General features: G+C 53.5%; 13 protein-coding genes. 2 read left to right on the top strand and 11 right to left on the bottom strand.

From position 1 onward, the window contains the following. Positions 1 to 42: 42 nt before the first annotated feature. Entirely contained in the window at positions 43 to 603 is a 561-nt protein-coding gene (locus tag H6585_00505) for a UbiX family flavin prenyltransferase (GenBank protein ID MCB9446806.1), read from the top strand. On the opposite strand, the gene queG is transcribed toward H6585_00505, so the two are convergent. The 10 genes from queG to H6585_00455 all read right to left on the bottom strand — a co-directional run bounded on the left by queG (position 600) and on the right by H6585_00455 (position 13949). Beyond that, positions 600 to 1547, bottom strand: coding sequence for a tRNA epoxyqueuosine(34) reductase QueG (gene queG / locus H6585_00500; GenBank protein ID MCB9446805.1), 948 nt, complete (start codon positions 1545 to 1547; stop codon positions 600 to 602). The genes H6585_00505 and queG overlap by 4 nt on opposite strands. A gap of 8 nt (positions 1548 to 1555) precedes the next feature. Beyond that, entirely contained in the window at positions 1556 to 2587 is a 1032-nt protein-coding gene (ruvB, locus tag H6585_00495; protein MCB9446804.1) for a Holliday junction branch migration DNA helicase RuvB, read from the bottom strand. 82 nt (positions 2588 to 2669) lie between these two features. Further along, positions 2670 to 4457 (bottom strand): cbb3-type cytochrome c oxidase subunit I, encoded by a 1788-nt coding sequence (locus H6585_00490; GenBank protein MCB9446803.1) that lies wholly within the window; start codon positions 4455 to 4457, stop codon positions 2670 to 2672. A 52-nt stretch (positions 4458 to 4509) separates the two neighbouring features. Beyond that, positions 4510 to 5559 carry a cytochrome c oxidase subunit II gene (locus H6585_00485; protein MCB9446802.1) on the bottom strand — a complete coding sequence of 350 codons (1050 nt, stop codon included), beginning with the start codon at positions 5557 to 5559 and terminating at the stop codon, positions 4510 to 4512. Between the two features lie 77 nt (positions 5560 to 5636). Further along, complete coding sequence (locus tag H6585_00480) at positions 5637 to 6746, bottom strand: quinol:cytochrome C oxidoreductase (protein ID MCB9446801.1); 1110 nt, start codon at positions 6744 to 6746, stop codon at positions 5637 to 5639. A gap of 65 nt (positions 6747 to 6811) precedes the next feature. Then, positions 6812 to 7372, bottom strand: coding sequence for a cytochrome c (locus tag H6585_00475; protein MCB9446800.1), 561 nt, complete (start codon positions 7370 to 7372; stop codon positions 6812 to 6814). A 193-nt stretch (positions 7373 to 7565) separates the two neighbouring features. Beyond that, a complete protein-coding gene (locus H6585_00470; GenBank protein ID MCB9446799.1) occupies positions 7566 to 8090 on the bottom strand; it encodes a DUF3341 domain-containing protein in 525 nt (174 codons plus the stop codon). Positions 8091 to 8098: 8 nt separating this feature from the next. Beyond that, positions 8099 to 9481, bottom strand: a complete 1383-nt coding sequence (nrfD, locus tag H6585_00465) for a polysulfide reductase NrfD (protein ID MCB9446798.1) — start codon at positions 9479 to 9481, stop codon at positions 8099 to 8101. Positions 9482 to 9507: 26 nt separating this feature from the next. Continuing rightward, positions 9508 to 12669, bottom strand: coding sequence for a TAT-variant-translocated molybdopterin oxidoreductase (locus tag H6585_00460; protein MCB9446797.1), 3162 nt, complete (start codon positions 12667 to 12669; stop codon positions 9508 to 9510). Between the two features lie 26 nt (positions 12670 to 12695). Next, positions 12696 to 13949, bottom strand: a complete 1254-nt coding sequence (locus H6585_00455) for a c-type cytochrome (GenBank protein MCB9446796.1) — start codon at positions 13947 to 13949, stop codon at positions 12696 to 12698. Between the two features lie 306 nt (positions 13950 to 14255). On the opposite strand from H6585_00455, the gene H6585_00450 reads away from it, so the two are divergent. Continuing rightward, a complete protein-coding gene (locus H6585_00450) occupies positions 14256 to 14678 on the top strand; it encodes an SPOR domain-containing protein (GenBank protein ID MCB9446795.1) in 423 nt (140 codons plus the stop codon). A 186-nt stretch (positions 14679 to 14864) separates the two neighbouring features. Here H6585_00450 and infB read toward each other — a convergent pair whose 3' ends face one another. Next, on the bottom strand, positions 14865 to 17675 hold the full coding sequence (infB, locus tag H6585_00445; GenBank protein ID MCB9446794.1) for a translation initiation factor IF-2: 2811 nt from the start codon (positions 17673 to 17675) through the stop codon (positions 14865 to 14867). Between the last annotated feature and the right edge of the window lie 40 nt (positions 17676 to 17715).

The raw sequence follows: 17715 nt of genomic DNA, 5'->3' as shown, positions 1-17715 counted from the left end.
CGGGTTGCCTCTTTCGCGGCTCCCCATTACCTTTGACGGGCCATGAAGAAAAAACTCGTGATCGGTATCACCGGTGCCAGCGGCGCCCCGTACGCCAAGGCCCTGATTGAAAAGGTGGCCACCCTGCAAAACCAGGTGGAGGCCTGCGGACTGGTCATGTCCGAGAGCGCCAAAGTGGTATGGGAAACGGAACTGGGCAAGAACATTCCGATGAATTTCCCATTCCCCATCTATGCCCGCGACAACTTCATGGCGCCCTTTGCCTCCGGATCAGCCGGATATGAAGCCATGATCATTTGTCCTTGCTCAACAGGAACCATGGGCCGCATCGCCGGCGGAATCTCCAATGACCTGATGACCCGTGCAGCCGACGTGATGCTGAAGGAGCGTCGCAAACTGGTACTCGTGCTTCGTGAAACACCCCTGAACCTGGTTCATATCCGCAACATGGAAACCATTACGCTGGCAGGCGGCATCATTTGCCCCGCCAGTCCTTCGTTTTACAGTCAACCCGAAACCGTCGATGCATTGGTGAACACCGTGGTAGACCGGGCGCTGCAACTCGCAGGATTCGATGCAAAGGGGTTCCGATGGGGCAGCTAGTCGCCCGGGCTTTGCAGGAATTTCAGGTTTTGCCTGATTCCCTCGTATTTTCTTCTTTTCAGTGCGGAAGTTCCGAATACGCGGTTGAATACATCCTCCGTCATTTCATACCAATCATCAGCCGACCACTGCATCACTTCGGGCACCGGTTCCAGACCGGGGTTCCGATGGGGTGTTGAGAAACGGTTCCAGGGGCATACATCCTGGCACACATCGCATCCGAACATCCAATCGGACCAGGCGCCTTGCATGGATGCCGGAATGGCCTCCTTCAGTTCGATGGTATAATGGGAGATGCATCGGCTCCCATCCACCACGAAGGGCGCTACAATCGCCTGGGTTGGGCACGCATCGATGCAACGTGTGCAACTGCCGCAATGATCGGTTGCCGGGTGATCGGGTTCCAGTTCCAGGTCGCAGATGATTTCCGCTATGAAAAAGAACGACCCTTCTCCTTTGCGGATGAGGTTGCTGTTCTTCCCGATCCAGCCCAGGCCTGAACGCGCCGCCCAGGCTTTGTCGAGTACAGGTGCCGAATCCACGAACACACGTCCGTCGAAATGCCCCAGTTCTTCCTGCATGCGCTGCACGAGGTTAAACAACATGTCTTTGATCACGCGGTGGTAATCTTTCCGGCTGTACGCGTATGTGGAAATTCGTGGCACATCGGGCGGTTGCGTTTCCCGGGAATGGTAGTTCACCAGCAGCGAAATCACCGAGCGGGCGCCGGGAACCAGTTGGCGGGGATCCAGGCGCTTATCGAAATGTTGCTCCATGTACGCCATGGTGCCATGCATGCCCTGTTTCAGCCAGCGTTCGAGGCGGGGTGCTTCTGCTTCGAGGAATGTAGCAGTGGCGATGCCGCAATGATCGAAGCCGGCATCACGGGCCAGGGACCTGACGCGTTCGCTGTGGGTGCCGGCACGGAGTTGGCGCTCGGTCATCGGAACGACTAACTGTTAAAGAGATCTCCTTGTCCGCGGTTGACCGGGGTGACGCCCAGGTGGCGATAAGCGCGGTCGGTCACTATGCGTCCCCGCGGCGTACGGGCGAGGTATCCTTCCTGGATCAGGAAGGGCTCATACACTTCTTCCAGGGTATCGGGTTCTTCGCTGACGGCCGTGGCGATGGTTGACAAGCCCACGGGGCCTCCCTTGAACTTTTCGATGATGGTGGAAAGGATCTTGTTGTCCATCTCGTCCAGGCCATGTGCATCCACCTTAAGCGCCTTCAACGAGAACGTGGTGATGTCCATATCGATCACACCCTCCCCTTTCACCTGGGCGAAGTCCCGTACCCTTCTAAGCAGGGCATTGGCGATACGCGGGGTGCCACGGCTTCTTCCGGCGATCTCCAGGGCGGCATCTTCATAGATCTTGATCTGGAGGATACCGGCCGAGCGTTTCACGATGTGTGACAATTGTTTGGCATCGTAATATGCCAGGCGGCTGTTGATACCGAACCTGGCTCTCAGGGGCGAGGTCAGCAAACCGGAGCGGGTAGTGGCCCCGATGAGTGTGAACGGGTTCAGGCTGATCTGTACCGAGCGGGCATTCGGACCGGTATCGATCATGATATCGATCACAAAGTCTTCCATGGCCGAATAGAGGTACTCTTCCACCACCGGACTCAGGCGATGAATCTCGTCGATGAACAGCACATCGTTCACCTCCAGGTTGGTGAGGAGGCCTGCCAGGTCACCGGGCTTTTCGAGTACGGGGCCTGATGACATCTTAAGGTTCACACCCAGTTCATTGGCCACGATGTGTGCCAGCGTTGTTTTTCCCAATCCCGGAGGACCGTGCAGCAACACATGATCCAGCGACTCGTCGCGCAACCGGGCGGCCTCCACGAACACCATCAGGTTGTCCACCACCTCCTGCTGACCTGTGAAATCGTCGAAGCTTTTGGGGCGCAATACCTTTTCAAGGTCGTTGTCGACCGGCTGAAGGCGTTCTTTGTTGGGATCTAGGTTGTCGTTCATACACCGTGCCGCTGGTCCTTAAAAGTAAAAAAAATCCCCCGTAGGTACGGGGGATGGGATGTTTTGTAGCAGAACCAGGCGTTTAGTGGCCTTCATCCGACTCACCTGCAGCGAGAGGAACCGTTTGCGGTATGAAGTCCTGATCGTGGCCGGGTTTGCTGTAATCATACGGCCAGCGGTGAATTTCCGGGATGGGGCCGGGCCAGTTTCCGTGAATGTGCTCAACGGGAGCGGTCCACTCCAGGGTATTGGAATTCCATGGGTTCTGGCTTGCCTTGCGACCGAGGTACTGGCTGTAAAAGAAATTGAAGATGAAAATGCCCTGGGAAATGGCCCCCATGATGGCAAAGAAGGTGATGATCTGGCTCAGGTCCCTGAAACCGTCGAACATCGGGAATGCATCATAGTTAAAATACCGTCGAGGATATCCTGCCATACCTGCGTAGTGCATGGGGAAGAACACACCGTACACCGAAATAATCGTCAGCCAGAAGTGCAGGTAACCTAGTTTCTTGTTCATCATGCGGCCGAACATGCGGGGGAACCAGTGGTACACGCCTGCAAACATACCGAAGATAGCAGACATCCCCATTACGATGTGGAAGTGGGCCACCACGAAGTAGGTATCATGCACGTTGATATCAAGCGCCGAATCGGCGAGGATGATACCTGTCACGCCACCGGTGATGAAAGTGGATACCAATCCCGTGGCAAACAGCATGGCCGGCGAGAACTGGATGTTTCCTTTCCACAGGGTGGTGAGGTAGTTAAACACCTTCACGGCGGAAGGGATGGCGATCAACAGGGTGGTGAATACGAATACGGAACCCAGGAAGGGGCTCATACCGGTCACGTACATGTGGTGTCCCCATACGATGAACGACAGGAAGCCGATCACAAGCATGGAACCGATCATGGCGCGGTAACCGAAGATAGGTTTGCGTGCCTGCGTGGAGATCACTTCGGAAGCGATACCCAGTGCGGGCAGCAGTACGATGTATACCTCGGGGTGTCCCAGGAACCAGAACAAGTGCTGGTACAGGATGGGGTTACCTCCTTCATGTGCGAGCGGGCCGCTGCCGATGAAAATGTCGGACAGGTAGAAGCTGGTGCCGAAGCTGCGGTCGAAGATCAGCAGCAGGGCGGCTGAGAGCAGCACCGGGAAAGACAGTACACCAAGGATGGCGGTGATCAGGAATGCCCAGATGGTCAGGGGCAGCCGGGTCATTTTCATGCCTTTGGTACGCAGGTTCACAATGGTTACGATGTAGTTCAGACCTCCCAGCAGGGCAGATACAATGAAGAGGGCCATGCTGATCAGCCAGAGGGTCATACCCAAGCCTGAACCGGGAATGGCTTGTTCAAGTGCACTGAGGGGCGGATAAACGGTCCATCCACCTGATGCGGGACCTGTTTGCACGAAGCAGGAGATCACCATGATCATGCTGGACAGGAAGAAGAACCAGTAAGATAGCATATTCAGGAAGCCGGAAGCCATGTCACGCGCTCCCACCTGAAAAGGGATGAGCAGGTTACTGAAAGTTCCTGACAGACCACCTGTGAGTACCATGAACACCATGATGGTTCCGTGGATGGTTACCAGGCCCAGATACATCTGCGGATCCAGTTTACCATCCGGCGCCCAGCGGTCACCGAGGAAAAAGTTCAGGATGGCAAACTTTTCTCCGGGATAGGCCAGTTGCAGGCGGAAAAAGGTAGACATCAGCATACCGATCACAGCCATCACAATTGCAGTTAACAGGAACTGCTTGGAGATCATTTTATGATCCATACTGAACACGTACTTGGAAATCCAGTGCTCCTTGTGATGGTGATGATGGTGGGCGTTTGCGTGGCTATCAGCAGACATATCTATCAATTAAGGTAACGTGGTTCTTTATAAATGGGCAAATGTGCCGTGATTACTTCGTTGTATTATCAATGAAGGTGGATTGCTGGGCAAGCCATGCATTGAACTCTTCCTCGGTTTCCACCACAACCTTCAGTTGCATATTGTTGTGCGCTGTTCCGCAGATCTTGTTGCAGAGCAGGAGGTAATCGAACTGCACATCTTCTTCTCCCGGCAGGCGCTCGTGGCGCAGCTCATTGATCTTCGCATATTTATTAATCACGAAAGGGTCCTGGCGCATTTCCGCCGTGGTTTTCGTGGGTGTGAACGCAAACTGGGTGGTCATACCCGGAACACAGTTCATCTGCACACGGAAGTGCGGCAGGTAGGCGCTGTGAATCACGTCACGTGAGCGGAAGGTCAGCAACACCGGTTTGTTCACCGGCAGGTGCAGTTCCTTGGTAATCTTGTCATCCGCATTGTGTGCATCGGTTGAATCGAGGCCCAGAACATTTGCGGGGGTGATCAGGCGATAGCTGGCTTTACCGAATGCTTTATCGGCGCCGGCATAGTGTGCGGTCCAGTCGAACTGTTTGGCATACAACTCAATCTTCAGGTACTCATCCGGTGCATACTTGGTGGTACTCATGGTGCTGTTCCAGATGGTCAGACCATAGGTGATAAGTCCGGCCAGGGCGATCATCGGGGTGATGGTCCAGGCAACTTCCAGTTTGTTGTTATGCGGGTAGAAAGTGGCTTTGCCGTTCTTGCGTCCGTAGTAGCGGAAAGCAAAAAAGAACAGCAGGATGTTGGTGATGAAAAACACGATGGCAATGATCACCAGGTTAAGGTGCATCATATCATCGATGCCTTGTCCGTGTTCTGAGGCGGGAGCAGGAAGCAGGAAATCCTTGTACCTGGCGGTCAGCCAGATCACGAATCCGAAGAAGGCGATCATGAAGAGGAAATAGAGTGTACCATTGGTTCGGTTTTCTCCTTCCGTTGACACTTCATTCTCATTGCCCTTACCCTGCAATTCTGCGGAGAGGTCAAGGACCTTCACTAGCTGAACCCCTGCAATGATCAGCAAGATGATACCGAGAGAGATCAAGAATCCAATCATGGTCAATTTTTTTTAGATCGCGTGCTTTATAAATCCGGGCAAGCCCTTATGCGTGTATGAATGTTTTTCCTAATTAATCAATAGTGGTGATGCAGGCTTTCTTCCAGGAAAGCATGGTTTTTCACCACAATGGGATGTTTGGCAAGGGCTTTCTGTACAACAAAGATGAACAGTCCCAGGAAGCCGAGGAACATTCCATATTCTATAAATCCGATATGCCCGTGTTCGTGACCCATGACACCCGGCATCACCAACAATTGCAAATCCATCCAGTGCCCAACGAAAACGATCGAGCCAACTCCTACCAGCAATCCGGGTTGCCTTTTCGCATCCCTGGACATCAGCACATAGAAGGGCACGAAGAAGTTCACCAGCAGCATGCCGAAGAACGGCAACGGGTAGTTCTCAACCCTTTCAATGAAGTAGGTCATTTCTTCAGGCAAACCGGCATACCAGTAGAGCAGCCACTGAGATACCCAGAGGTATGTCCACGCCATGCTGGTTGCGAACATCCATTTACCCATATCGTGCAGGTGGCTTTCATTGACCTGCGGGAGGTATCCGCGGCTTTTCAGATAGATGATGAACAGCAACATGAACGTGGTACCGCTCACCCACATACCCATCATCACATACCAGCCGTACAGGGTGCTGAACCAGTGTGCATCCACTGACATCAGCCAGTCCCAGGCAGAGGTACTGGAAGTCACAGCGAAAAACACCATGAAGATGGCCGACGCCTTGATACATTTTTTATGAAAAGACTCACCGGTCAGATCTTGTTGCAGGGAATAGTTTCTCAGCACCCGGGCCGCCAGGATCCATCCGGCCACATAGGCCACGGAACGGATGTAGAAAAAGGGCGCATTCAGGTATGCCGATTTCATTTGCAACACCGGATCATGCTCAACCGCCTCGTGATCCATCCAGTGGTAAAGATGGTGGTTGGCCAGTGCAATCACGATGAGCAACAGGGGACCACCGATATAAAGGTACTGAGACATGGCTTCAGGGATACGCTTGATCACAGCCGACCATCCGGATTCGGTGAGGTACTGGAGGGCGATGAAGAAAACCCCGAAAAGGCCCAGCGCCATGAAGAAAAAATTATCCACGAGCAGGTTGGACCATGCGCGCTTCGGATCGGCTACGAATGCAGCTACAACTGCAATTGCACCCACGGCCATCAAACCGAAGCTGACTTTATTCTTTTGTATGTATTGGTTCTCCATAATACTTTCCCAATTATGCTTTATTTACCGGTTGCAGGTGCTGCTGCAGGCGCTGCGGAAGCAGGTGCTGCATCAGCCGGTGCGACATCAGAACCTGCGGCAGCCGTACCGGTGGATTCAGCACTTGCCTTCGGTCCTTGCAGGGTTTGGATAAAATGAATGATTTTCCAGCGTTGTTCAGGTTCCAGTTGTGACGCGTGGCTTCCCATCAGGTTCTTGCCATATGTGATTGTATGGAACATTTTCCCTTCCGGCAGATCCTTCAAAGCAGGAGAATCGTATGCCGGGGGTGCGGGAAATTTGTCATTCTTGATGATGGTACCATCGCCCTTGCCGTTTTTACCATGGCAATGCGAACAGAATTTCAGGAAAAGTTCTTTTCCTTCCGCCAGGTTTTCTTCGGTCAGTGGAACGGGGTTTTTCAACTGCTGACCCGCCATCTCATATCCTTCCGGCGTGTTCGGATAGGCATAAGGCATGTGTCCTCTTGCAATTGAACCGTGTGCCGGCACCTGGGCGGTCATCCCTTCAGGAAGGATGGGGTTTTCGGAATATGTCTCGTACGACGGAGACCGGTACATGTCCATGTCTGCCGTATACTCAATGCGAGGTGTCTCGTGCTTCAGGGAAGGATCGTACTCCCTCGTGGGGTTCTGCCCACACGACATCAGGCCTAGAACCGGCACAGCATACAGGCATGCTGCCACAAATCCTTTGCTCAGGTCGTTCGGGATCAATATGCTTTTCATAGGTTTCATTCTTGGCTTCGTCACCTTATGATTTTGTATTCACTTCAAATGCGCCCGAACGGGTCAGTACATCCTTGATGGTGGCCTCTTCTTCATCAGTCCAGGCATCCATTTCCAGGCAGAATTTATCGTCGGTCGTACGCTTGTCGGGGTTCTTGGGGCTCACTCCCGGCAACAACCAGCTTCTCAGCAAAAAGGTAATCGCCATTCCATGTGCGGCGAGCAGTACACCTGACTCGAATGTCACCGGAATGAAGGACGTGAAGTTTTCACGGAACGAATAGCTGGGCTTGCCACCGATGTCCATGGGCCAGTCCACGATGCTCATGAAATACGTCATCAGCAGGGCCAGGCTCACGCCGGTCATGCCATAGATGAATGAGCAGATGGCGAGGCGCGTGCGGGGAATTCCCATAGCGGTATCCAGGCCGTGAACAGGGTAAGGTGTGTATGCCTCTGCAATATCAAAGCCCTTTTCACGCAAGGCTTTCACACCGTCAATCAATTTGTGGTCATCGTCGAACAGACCGTATATTTTCTTGTTCGTCATGGCAGAAATTATTCGGGAATCACGTTCAAATATTGGTTACCGGTTCCTTTCAGGATCGACTTGGTTTCACTCTGTGCAATCACCGGGAATACGCGGGCGAACAGCAGGAACAACACAAAGAATATTCCGATGGTTCCGATGTAGATTCCAATTTCAGTAAATGTCGGGTGGAACATCGTCCAGCTGCTGGGCAGGAAATCGCGGTGCAGCGAGGTTACGATGATCACGAAACGTTCGAACCACATACCGATGTTCACGATGATGGACAGTACGAAAGTAAAGGTGAGGCTTCTTCTCCACTTGGTTACCCAGAACAGCTGCGGGCTCACCACGTTGCAGGTCATCATGCAGGCATAGGCCCACCAGTAAGGACCGGTGGCGCGGTTGATGAAGGCATAGTTTTCATAAGGCACACCTGAATACCACGACACGAACAGTTCGGTGATATAGGCCACACCCACCATGGAACCGGTAAGCATGATGATCTTGTTCATGTACTCCACATGCGAGATGGTGATGTAATCTTCCAGGTGCATCACTTTCCGCATGATCAGCGACAAGGTCAACACCATGGCAAATCCCGAGAACAACGCACCGAGTACGAAGTAAGGCGGGAAGATGGTGGTATGCCACCCGGGGATCACCGCCGTGGCGAAGTCCATACTTACAATGGAGTGAACCGAGAACACCAGCGGAGTGGCCAGTCCGGCCAACACCAATGATACTTCCTCAAAGCGCTGCCAATCCTTGGCGCGTCCGCTCCATCCGAAGCTGAGGATGCTGTAAATCTTTTGGGTCACCGGTTTCACGGCCCTGTCGCGGATCATGGCAAAGTCGGGCAGGAGGCCGATGTACCAGAACACGAGTGAAACCGAGAAATACGTTGAGATCGCGAATACGTCCCACAGCAGTGGCGAGTTAAAGTTCACCCACAGTGAGCCCAACTGGTTCGGCAGCGGAAGCGCATAAAAGGCCAACCAAGGACGCCCCATGTGCAGGATCGGAAACTGGGCCGCCATGATCACAGCGAAGATCGTCATGGCTTCTGCAGACCGGTTGATGGCCATGCGCCAGCGGGAACGGAAAAGCAACAGTACGGCGGAGATCAGCGTACCAGCGTGACCGATACCGATCCACCAAACGAAGTTGGTGATGTCCCAGGCCCAACCGATGGTGCGGTTCACACCCCAGGTACCGATACCGCGTCCTACGGTATACACAATGCAACCGATTCCCCAAAGGGCGGCCACAACAGCCACGGTGAATACGATGTACCAGAGGCGGCTGGCTTTGCCTTCCACAGACCTGGCCACATCTTCCGTGATCTGGTGCAGATCCTTGTTCCCTTTGATAAGGGGCTTACGAATGGTGGTTTGTACTGCTTCGCTCATAGCGTAGTAATCTTTATCTATTTTAATTATGCGTCACCGGTGTTCCTGACCTTGGTCATGTACTGCACGGACGGTTTCACGTTCAATTCTTCAAGCAGGTAATAGGTCCTCGGATCGTCGGCGAGTTTGGCCACTTCCGAATCCGGATCCGCCACGTTACCGAAACGGATGGCGTGTGTCGGGCACACGGCGCTGCAGGCGGTCTGGATCTCACCGTCTTTCACGGTACGGCCTTCCTTCTTCGCGTTCAGCTTGCCTTCCTGGATGCGCTGGATGCACATGGAGCATTTTTCCATCACACCACGGGAACGTACCACCACATCCGGGTTGAGCACCATGCGGCCCAGTTCGTTCTGTGAAGGGTTCACATCACGGAACTCTGTATCGCGCGGGTAGCTGAACCAGTTGAAGCGACGTACCTTGAAAGGACAGTTGTTCTGACAGTATTTCGTACCCACGCAACGGTTGTAGGTCATCTGGTTGAGACCTTCGGAACTGTGTGTGGTGGCAGCCACCGGACACACGTTCTCGCAGGGAGCGTGGTTGCAGTGCTGACACATCACGGGTTGGAAGGTCACTTTCGGGTATTCCGACGGACGTTCCATCCGGTGGTACATCTGGATGTTATTGAGACCTTCTTCCTTGGCCCTTGCTTTGGTATAATCACTGCTGTAATAGCGGTCGATGCGGATCCAGTGCATTTCACGCGATCTGCGGATCTCATCCTTACCCACAACAGCCACGTTGTTCTCGGAAATACAGCTGACCACACAGGCACCGCATCCGATGCATGAATTCAGGTCAACAGACAGGTTCCAATGGAAGATATTCTTCGGGTGCTCTTTCCACATATCCACTTCCGACGGCAGCTTGTGTTCGTGCTCCACCGTGGCGACGGTCACCTGTTCATTGCCTGAAGAAGGGTCGGACACATAAGCGGCAAGTGACGTTTCACGGATGATACCCGTCTCAGCCGAATCCCTGCCCATGATGGTGTGATGGGTTTGGGTGGTGGCCAGGTGCATCTTATCTACCGAACCGCTTACACTGCAATCAGTGGCATGATATGAGAAGCCATTCGCACCCAGGCTGGTCAGCGGGTATGCATCTACGCCTACGTTTTCACCGGCGCGACCCACAACCGTACGGCCGTATCCGAGCGCAAGCCCTACGGTACCTACGGTCTGACCTGGCTGTGGATATACGGGTGCTTTTATTTTTTTATTTCCAACGGTCACTTCCACCACATCGGCCATTTCTTCCTGGCCCAGGATGGTGTTCAGACCGAGTTCATCCATCTGCACGGGGTTCATGGTAACATAGTTATCCCAGCAAACCTTCGATACCGGATCGGGCAGTTCCTGCAACCAGGGGTTGTTGGCGTACATACCATTTCCTACACCGGTCTTTTCGTAAATCACCAGCTCGAACGAACCTGATTTGCCCATGGCCGTAGCGGCTGTAGCTGCGGCAGACATGTTGCCTGCAAAGGCCATTGCTTCGGTTGCGGCTGGAGCTGAAGTGGAGAATACACCGTCGTGCACAGACTGGTTCCAGAATGCATCGAACAGGATCTCTTTGGTTTGTGCGGCGAACTGGTTGGCTTGCCAGTTGCTGCGGATGAAATCGTAATAGGTGCTGTTGCTGCCCGACCATTTCAACAGGCTTTCCTGCCACTGGCGGGTTTTGAACAGCGGGTTGATGGTGGGTTGGCACAGGCTGTATTCACCTGCGTAAGGATTGTAGTCATTCCATGACTCCAGGAAATTGTGGTCCGGACAAACATAGCCGGCCACGCTGGATGTTTCATCGAGTGTCGGGCTGAAGGAAACGGTCAGTTCCACCTTTTTGAGGGCGGCTTTGAACGCTTCGGTATCGGGCAATGTGTAAGCGGGGTTCACACCCTGCATGATGAGCGCACCCACCTTACCTGCGTTCATGTCGCTGATCAGGGAGGCTACGCCTGCATCGTCGCTTTGGAATTGCAGGCTCGGGCTGTTGATGTCTACGGTTGTGCCGTAGTTACCCAGCATCTGGTTGATGCCGCATACGAGGCTTTGTACGGATGGGTCGTTGCTGCCGCATACCACGAGGGAAGCACCTTTGTTTTTCAACAGGTGTGCTGCTGCGGATTTGATATCGGCGTCAAACGGAAGTCCGGAACCACCGCTCACCTGCTGGCCGCCGGTTGCGGAGGCCACGGCATTGTAAAGGGCAACGATCAGGGCGCCTACCTGTGAAGGCTTCACGGGAACGCGTTCATCGGCATTGGAACCGGTAACGGAAAGATGGCTTTCAAACTGGATGTGTTTGGAAATGGTCTTTCCTTTTTTCAGGTTACGGCCCTGGCCGTACTGGTACATGAATTCGATCGGCGACACCCACGTGGCGAGGAAGTCGGCCGCTACGCTCACGATGGTTTTTGCCATGTTGAAACGGTAGGCGGGAACGGCTGCTTTGCCGAAGCAATCCTGGTGGGCTTTGATAATGCCATACCTGGACACCGCGTCATAGGTTACCACACCTGCACCTGAAGGCTGTGTGCTTCCGTCTTCCGCGGGGGCACCGGCGTAGGCGGCCACGAACTGGTCGATGGCTTTGCGGCTGCTCGGGCTGGCCAGGGAGGAAGTGAGGACGCGAACGGATTTGCCGCTGGCAACCACGCTTTTCAGTTTGTCGGAGATCTCCTTGTCTACTGTGGTCCAGTCGCTGTCTTTTCCACCTGTCAAAGGATTGCGCAGGCGCGACTCATCATATAAAGAAAGGATGGCTGCCTGCACACGGGCGTTGATGACACCGTTGGAAACGGATGACATCTTGTTGCCTTCGATCTTGATGGGACGGCCTTCGCGTGTTTTCACGAGCACGCTGCAATAGTCGTTGCCATCGAAATAGGAAGACGCATACCAGTTGGCCACGCCGGGGGTCACTTCTTCCGGTTTGATCACATAAGGTATGGCTTTGGTTACGGGCGCTTCACAGGCGGCCAGGGAGGCGGCTGTGATCCCGAAACCGAGATACTTTAAAAAGTCACGGCGGCTGGTGGGTGCGATTTGCACCTGCTCACTGCTGAGAAACTCATCGACCGGCAGATGTTCTGCAAATTCATTGTCCCTCGCTTTTACGAAGCTGGGATCTTCGGTCAATTCTTCGATGCCTTTCCAGTATGTCTTATTCATGTTTGTCATTACCCGACAAGGTTTTTCGATTCGGATTAATAGTGGCAGCGGGCGCACTCGGTACCACCCAATTCCTCAACGGTGATCTTACCGTCCTTCATGAACTTGCTCAGTTGCTCTTCGGTCAGCTGGTCATGTACATGGTCGTAATAAGGATTGCCTTCCATCTTCACGGGTTCGTTGCGGTGGCAATCGATACACCATCCCATCACGAGCGTGGATTCCTGGTGCAGCACCTGCATCTCTTCCACTTTACCGTGGCAGCGTTGACAGGGCAGCTTGCCCACCACCACGTGTTGGGAGTGGTTGAAGTAGGCCAGGTCCGGCAGGTTATGCACTTTCACCCATTGCACAGGCTGCGGGTTGTCGCCGTACTCACCTGTTTCCGGATCGTAGTCGAGGTACTTATAGATCTTAGCGATTTCGGTTGTGCCGGTACGTGAACCTTCCTTGATGAACTTGTGGCAGTTCATGCACACGTTCAAAGAAGGAATACCTGCGGTCTTGCTCTTTTCCGCACCTGAGTGGCAGTATACACAGTTGATGCCGTTCTTACCTGCGTGCAGGTCGTGCGGGAACGCGATGGGCTGGATGGGTTCATAGCCCTGGTGTACGCCGATCCAGATGGCGGAGTACCACAGCTGACGCATGCCCAGTGCCACCAGCAGCAAAACGATGAGGGCGAACGAACGTTTGTTATGAGTGATCCAGTGACCGATGGACTTGAAGACGCCCATGCCATGACGGGCGGGCAATGGAATTTTGTCGGCGGCGGCTTCCTGGAGTGCGCTCTTGGTGGAACGCAGGAACCAGATCACCAGCAGCAATACGGCACATGCGATGGCCAGGGAAATCAGCAGGGTGTTGTCCGCCGGTGCTTCAGTCGGTTTTTCATCAACTACTTTCTGCTCAACCGGTGGCTTGTAATCCTTAATATAATCCAGGATGGCATTGATCTCTTCTTTGTTCACAGCCTGGGGCGGCATGATCGTCCCTTTGTTGGCATTAAAGACTTCAACGGCATAACCGTCTCCGGCCTTCACCAGCTCCTGGGAGTTGGTGATCCATTTAACGAGCCAATCACGATCCGGGGCGCGTGTTTCCACATCCTTCAGATCCGGTCCGATCAGTGGCCCTTTGCCAATGGTGTGGCACGATTTACAATTCGCTTTGAAAATCTCCTCACCATTCGGTTGTGCCTGGCTCACAGACACGCCGGTGATCATCAGGAAAAGCAGGAGATGCAGCGCCAATCTGAGCTTGGATACCCACTTAAACAGGTTGCGCATATTGGATATTTTGCGTAGAAAATAGGACTTTATAACAGGTGGCAAATTTAGAACAATCGGGATTTTTTAATGTAGGGGAACACAAAAATTACCTAATTTATATTCATTCTAAATAAGCGTCGATGCGGCATCAGATCAGTCGTCTAAGGTTTCGACTCATTGGTGGATCGTGAAGCATTTTTCAACCTGTTAATAAGACCACTTGAATTTCGGTTCCCATGACATTCAGCACACACTTTTTCATTACGGCGCGGAAATTGCCTGAACCATGAATATATGTACCTTGCAGCCTGATTGAAAACAGCCATGCGCATCATTTGTACCATACTCTTTATCTGTATCGCCGGTGCTTCCTCTGCGCAGGTGAACATGACCGGCCGGGATTCTTCGAATGCGCCCACCGACCGGGCGAACCGTTTGCTGGAGAAATACGTGGAAGACTGTAAGCGGAAAGGTACCGTGGAAGGCTTCCGGGTGCAGGTGTTTTTCGGATCGGGGGTTCAGGCGAAGAACCAGGCGAACGAAGCCAAATCCAAGGTGCTGGTGAAATACCCCGACCTTCCGGTGTATGTGAAATGGGAATCTCCGAATTACCTGGTACGTGTTGGAAATTGCCGCAACCGGCTGGAAGCGGAAAAACTCAAGCATGAAGTTTCCGTGGATTTTCCGGGATGCTTCATTGTGAAAGACCAGATTGAGCCAGCGCCGGAAGCCGAACCCCAGCGCTGATATTCCTTTACGTCTTTAAAGCCAGCTCTGAAACGTATACCCCACCGGCCAGACAAAGAATCTTCCTTCAAAGACGAAGAATGCCACAAAGGTACAAAGACACTAAGATGCACTTTGTGCATGTTTCGGTCAGATTCAGAATTGGTGAACCTTTGTGCCTTCGGGTCTTTGTGGCAAACCACAAACTTATTTAACAGGTACGATTTCGTATCCTTCGATGATATCGCCTTCTTTGATATCATTGAAGTTCTCGATCCCGAGTCCGCACTCATAACCGGTGGCCACTTCCTTCACGTCTTCCTTGAAGCGTTTGAGTGATGCCAGCTTGCCGGTATACACCACGATGCCGTCGCGGATGATCCGGACCTGGGTGTTGCGGTTGATCTTTCCATCGAGCACCATACATCCGGCGATGGTACCTACGCGGGAGATCTTGAACACATCGCGAACTTCCACGTTGCATACCACTTCTTCCTTCATTTCCGGTGCAAGCATACCTTCCATGGCCGACTTCACCTCGTTGATGGCGTCGTAGATCACGGAATACAGGCGGATATCGATCTCTTCCTTTTCGGCCAGCTTGCGGGCGTTGAGGCTCGGGCGGATCTGGAAACCGACGATGACGGCGTTGGACGCGCTGGCGAGCAGTACATCCGACTCGGTGATCTGACCCACGGATTTGTGGATCACATTCACCTGGATCTTATCGGTGGAAAGTTTCAGCAATGAATCTGAGAGGGCTTCCACGGAGCCATCCACATCCCCTTTCACGATCACGTTCAATTCCTGGAAGTCGCCGATGGCCAGGCGTCGGCCGATCTCATCCAGTGTGATGTGTTTCTGGGCGCGAATGCCCTGTTCGCGTTGCAACTGCAAACGCTTGTTGGCGATCTCACGTGCTTTTCTTTCCTCGTCCATCGCGTTGAACTTGTCGCCGGCTTGCGGAGCGCCGGTAAGACCGAGGATTTGGACGGGGGTTGAGGGTCCGGCCACATCAATGGTCTGACCTCTTTCATTGAACAATGCTTTTACACGACCGTAGTGACATCCTGCCAGGAGGATATCACCCACCCGGAGGCTTCCGGTTTGCACCAGCAGTGTACATACGTAACCGCGACCACGGTCGAGTGTGGCTTCAATTACCGTACCTGCAGCACGGCGATCGGGGTTGGCTTTCAGGTCGAGCATTTCTGCTTCCAGCAGCACCTTGTCAAGCAGTTCTTCCACACCCTTTCCGGTTTTGGCGGAAATGTCGTGGCTTTGGTATTTACCACCCCACTCTTCCACCAGGAAGTTGCGTGCCGCCAGTGCTTCCTTGATCCTGTCGGGGTTGGCGTTGGGTTTATCCACCTTGTTGATGGCAAACACAAGTGGCACGCCGGCTGCCTGTGCGTGGTTGATCGCTTCCACGGTTTGGGGCATGATGCTGTCGTCTGCGGCGATCACGATGATGGCCACGTCGGTTACCTGGGCACCGCGGGCACGCATGGCGGTGAAAGCTTCGTGACCCGGCGTATCCAGGAAGGTGATCTTGCGGTTGTCTTTCAGTTCAACGGCGTATGCACCGATGTGCTGGGTGATACCACCGGCCTCACCGGCGATCACGTTGGCTTTGCGCACGTAGTCGAGCAACGACGTTTTACCGTGATCCACGTGACCCATTACGGTAACGATGGGCGGGCGTGGTTTCAATTTGGTTTCGTCCTCTTCTTCCTGTTCTTCGCGGATGGCTTCCTGCAGGTCGGCGCTGATGAACTCGATCTTGTATCCGAACTCATCTGCGATGATCGACAGGGTTTCGGCGTCGAGGCGTTGGTTGATGGAGAGGAAGAGTCCGAGCGACATACCTGCGGAGATGATCTCGTTCACCTGAACATTCATCATCTTCGCCAGTTCGCTGGCTGACACGAACTCGGTCACCTTGAGGATGCGGCTTTCTTCTTCGGCGCGCTCCATGTCCTGCTGCATCTGTTCACTGATGGCCTGGCGTTTCTGCCTGCGGTACTTGGAGCTTTTCGATTTGCCGCCGCTGCTGAGGCGTGCGAGTGTGTCTTTGATCTGGGCTTTGATTTCCTCTTCATTCGGCTCGGATTTGACCACTTTTCCGGGGCCTTTCTTTCCGCGCTGGCCGCCACCACCGGGGCCACGCTGTCCACCACCGCCGCTACCCGGAGGTACGGGTGCATTCTCGGAGGCGATGCGTTTGCGTTTCCGCTTCTTGTTCTTCTTATCGATATCCGAATCGGACGAAGAGGCGACCGGTTTCTTGACCGGTTCCGGCAAGTCGATCTTACCCACGATGGTGGGACCTTCGAGTTTGTTGGCCCTGGCCTTGATCACATGATCTTCCGGGTCAGCTTGCTTGGGCTCTTCTTTCTTTTCTTCCTCCGGTTTGGCTTCCGCGGCGGGTGTTTCTCCTACGGGTGCCTCCACCACGGGCTCTTCTGCCGGGGGGGCCACTTCGGGTTGTGCCGGTTCTTTCTTTTCTTCTTCGGCTACCGGTTCTTCCTTCTTTTCCTCGGCGACTTCCTTTGCGGGGGCTTCTTCTACGGGTTCGGATTCTTTCTTCGGTTCCGCTTTGGTGGTTTTAGCCGCAGGTTTTTGCTCTTCGGGTTCCGGTTCTTTTTTGGGTTCCGGTTCCTCCTTCTCTACTTCTAACTCTTCCTCTTCAGGCACACCCGCCACCTGAACGTTGGCGATCATGATCTCATCCTGATCGCCAGATTTCGCATCCCGTTCCTTGCCCGACTTTTCGTCGAGGCTGATGGTTTCCCGTTTGGGTTTTTTCAGGTCCACCAACTGGGACGCTTCCTTGAGGGTTCTTTCTGACTGGAATTCGCGCAGCAGCATTTCATAAGCCTCGGTGTTCAGCTTACTGTTGGGGTTCGCCTCCACCTTCAGGCCTTTCTTGTCAAGAAACTCAACAATGGTTGCGATACCGATGTTCAGTTCCCTGGCTACTTTGCTTAATCTCTTTGCTGCGGTTTCTTCTGACATATTCAAATGCGGGTTTTGTATGGAATTGATGGAACTCAGG

Source organism: Flavobacteriales bacterium (assembly GCA_020635855.1).
Classification (GTDB): Bacteria; Bacteroidota; Bacteroidia; order JACJYZ01; family JACJYZ01; genus JACJYZ01.
The sequence above is the reverse complement of the archived record's forward strand: the minus strand, read 5'-3'. Positions and strand labels throughout refer to the sequence as shown.

Bases quoted from the DNA above. Each gene is read 5' to 3' on its own strand.
- infB (MCB9446794.1), bottom strand. From the start codon at position 17,675: ATGTCAGAAGAAACCGCAGCAAAGAGATTAAGCAAAGTAGCCAGGGAA.
- H6585_00470 (MCB9446799.1), bottom strand. From the start codon at position 8,090: ATGACGAACAAGAAAATATACGGTCTGTTCGACGATGACCACAAATTG.
- H6585_00460 (MCB9446797.1), bottom strand. From the start codon at position 12,669: ATGACAAACATGAATAAGACATACTGGAAAGGCATCGAAGAATTGACC.
- H6585_00505 (MCB9446806.1), top strand. From the start codon at position 43: ATGAAGAAAAAACTCGTGATCGGTATCACCGGTGCCAGCGGCGCCCCG.
- H6585_00480 (MCB9446801.1), bottom strand. From the start codon at position 6,746: ATGGCCGTGGGTGCAATTGCAGTTGTAGCTGCATTCGTAGCCGATCCG.
- H6585_00475 (MCB9446800.1), bottom strand. From the start codon at position 7,372: ATGTACCGGTCTCCGTCGTACGAGACATATTCCGAAAACCCCATCCTT.
- nrfD (MCB9446798.1), bottom strand. From the start codon at position 9,481: ATGAGCGAAGCAGTACAAACCACCATTCGTAAGCCCCTTATCAAAGGG.
- H6585_00485 (MCB9446802.1), bottom strand. From the start codon at position 5,559: ATGATTGGATTCTTGATCTCTCTCGGTATCATCTTGCTGATCATTGCA.
- H6585_00450 (MCB9446795.1), top strand. From the start codon at position 14,256: ATGCGCATCATTTGTACCATACTCTTTATCTGTATCGCCGGTGCTTCC.
- H6585_00490 (MCB9446803.1), bottom strand. From the start codon at position 4,457: ATGTCTGCTGATAGCCACGCAAACGCCCACCATCATCACCATCACAAG.
- ruvB (MCB9446804.1), bottom strand. From the start codon at position 2,587: ATGAACGACAACCTAGATCCCAACAAAGAACGCCTTCAGCCGGTCGAC.
- H6585_00455 (MCB9446796.1), bottom strand. From the start codon at position 13,949: ATGCGCAACCTGTTTAAGTGGGTATCCAAGCTCAGATTGGCGCTGCAT.
- queG (MCB9446805.1), bottom strand. From the start codon at position 1,547: ATGACCGAGCGCCAACTCCGTGCCGGCACCCACAGCGAACGCGTCAGG.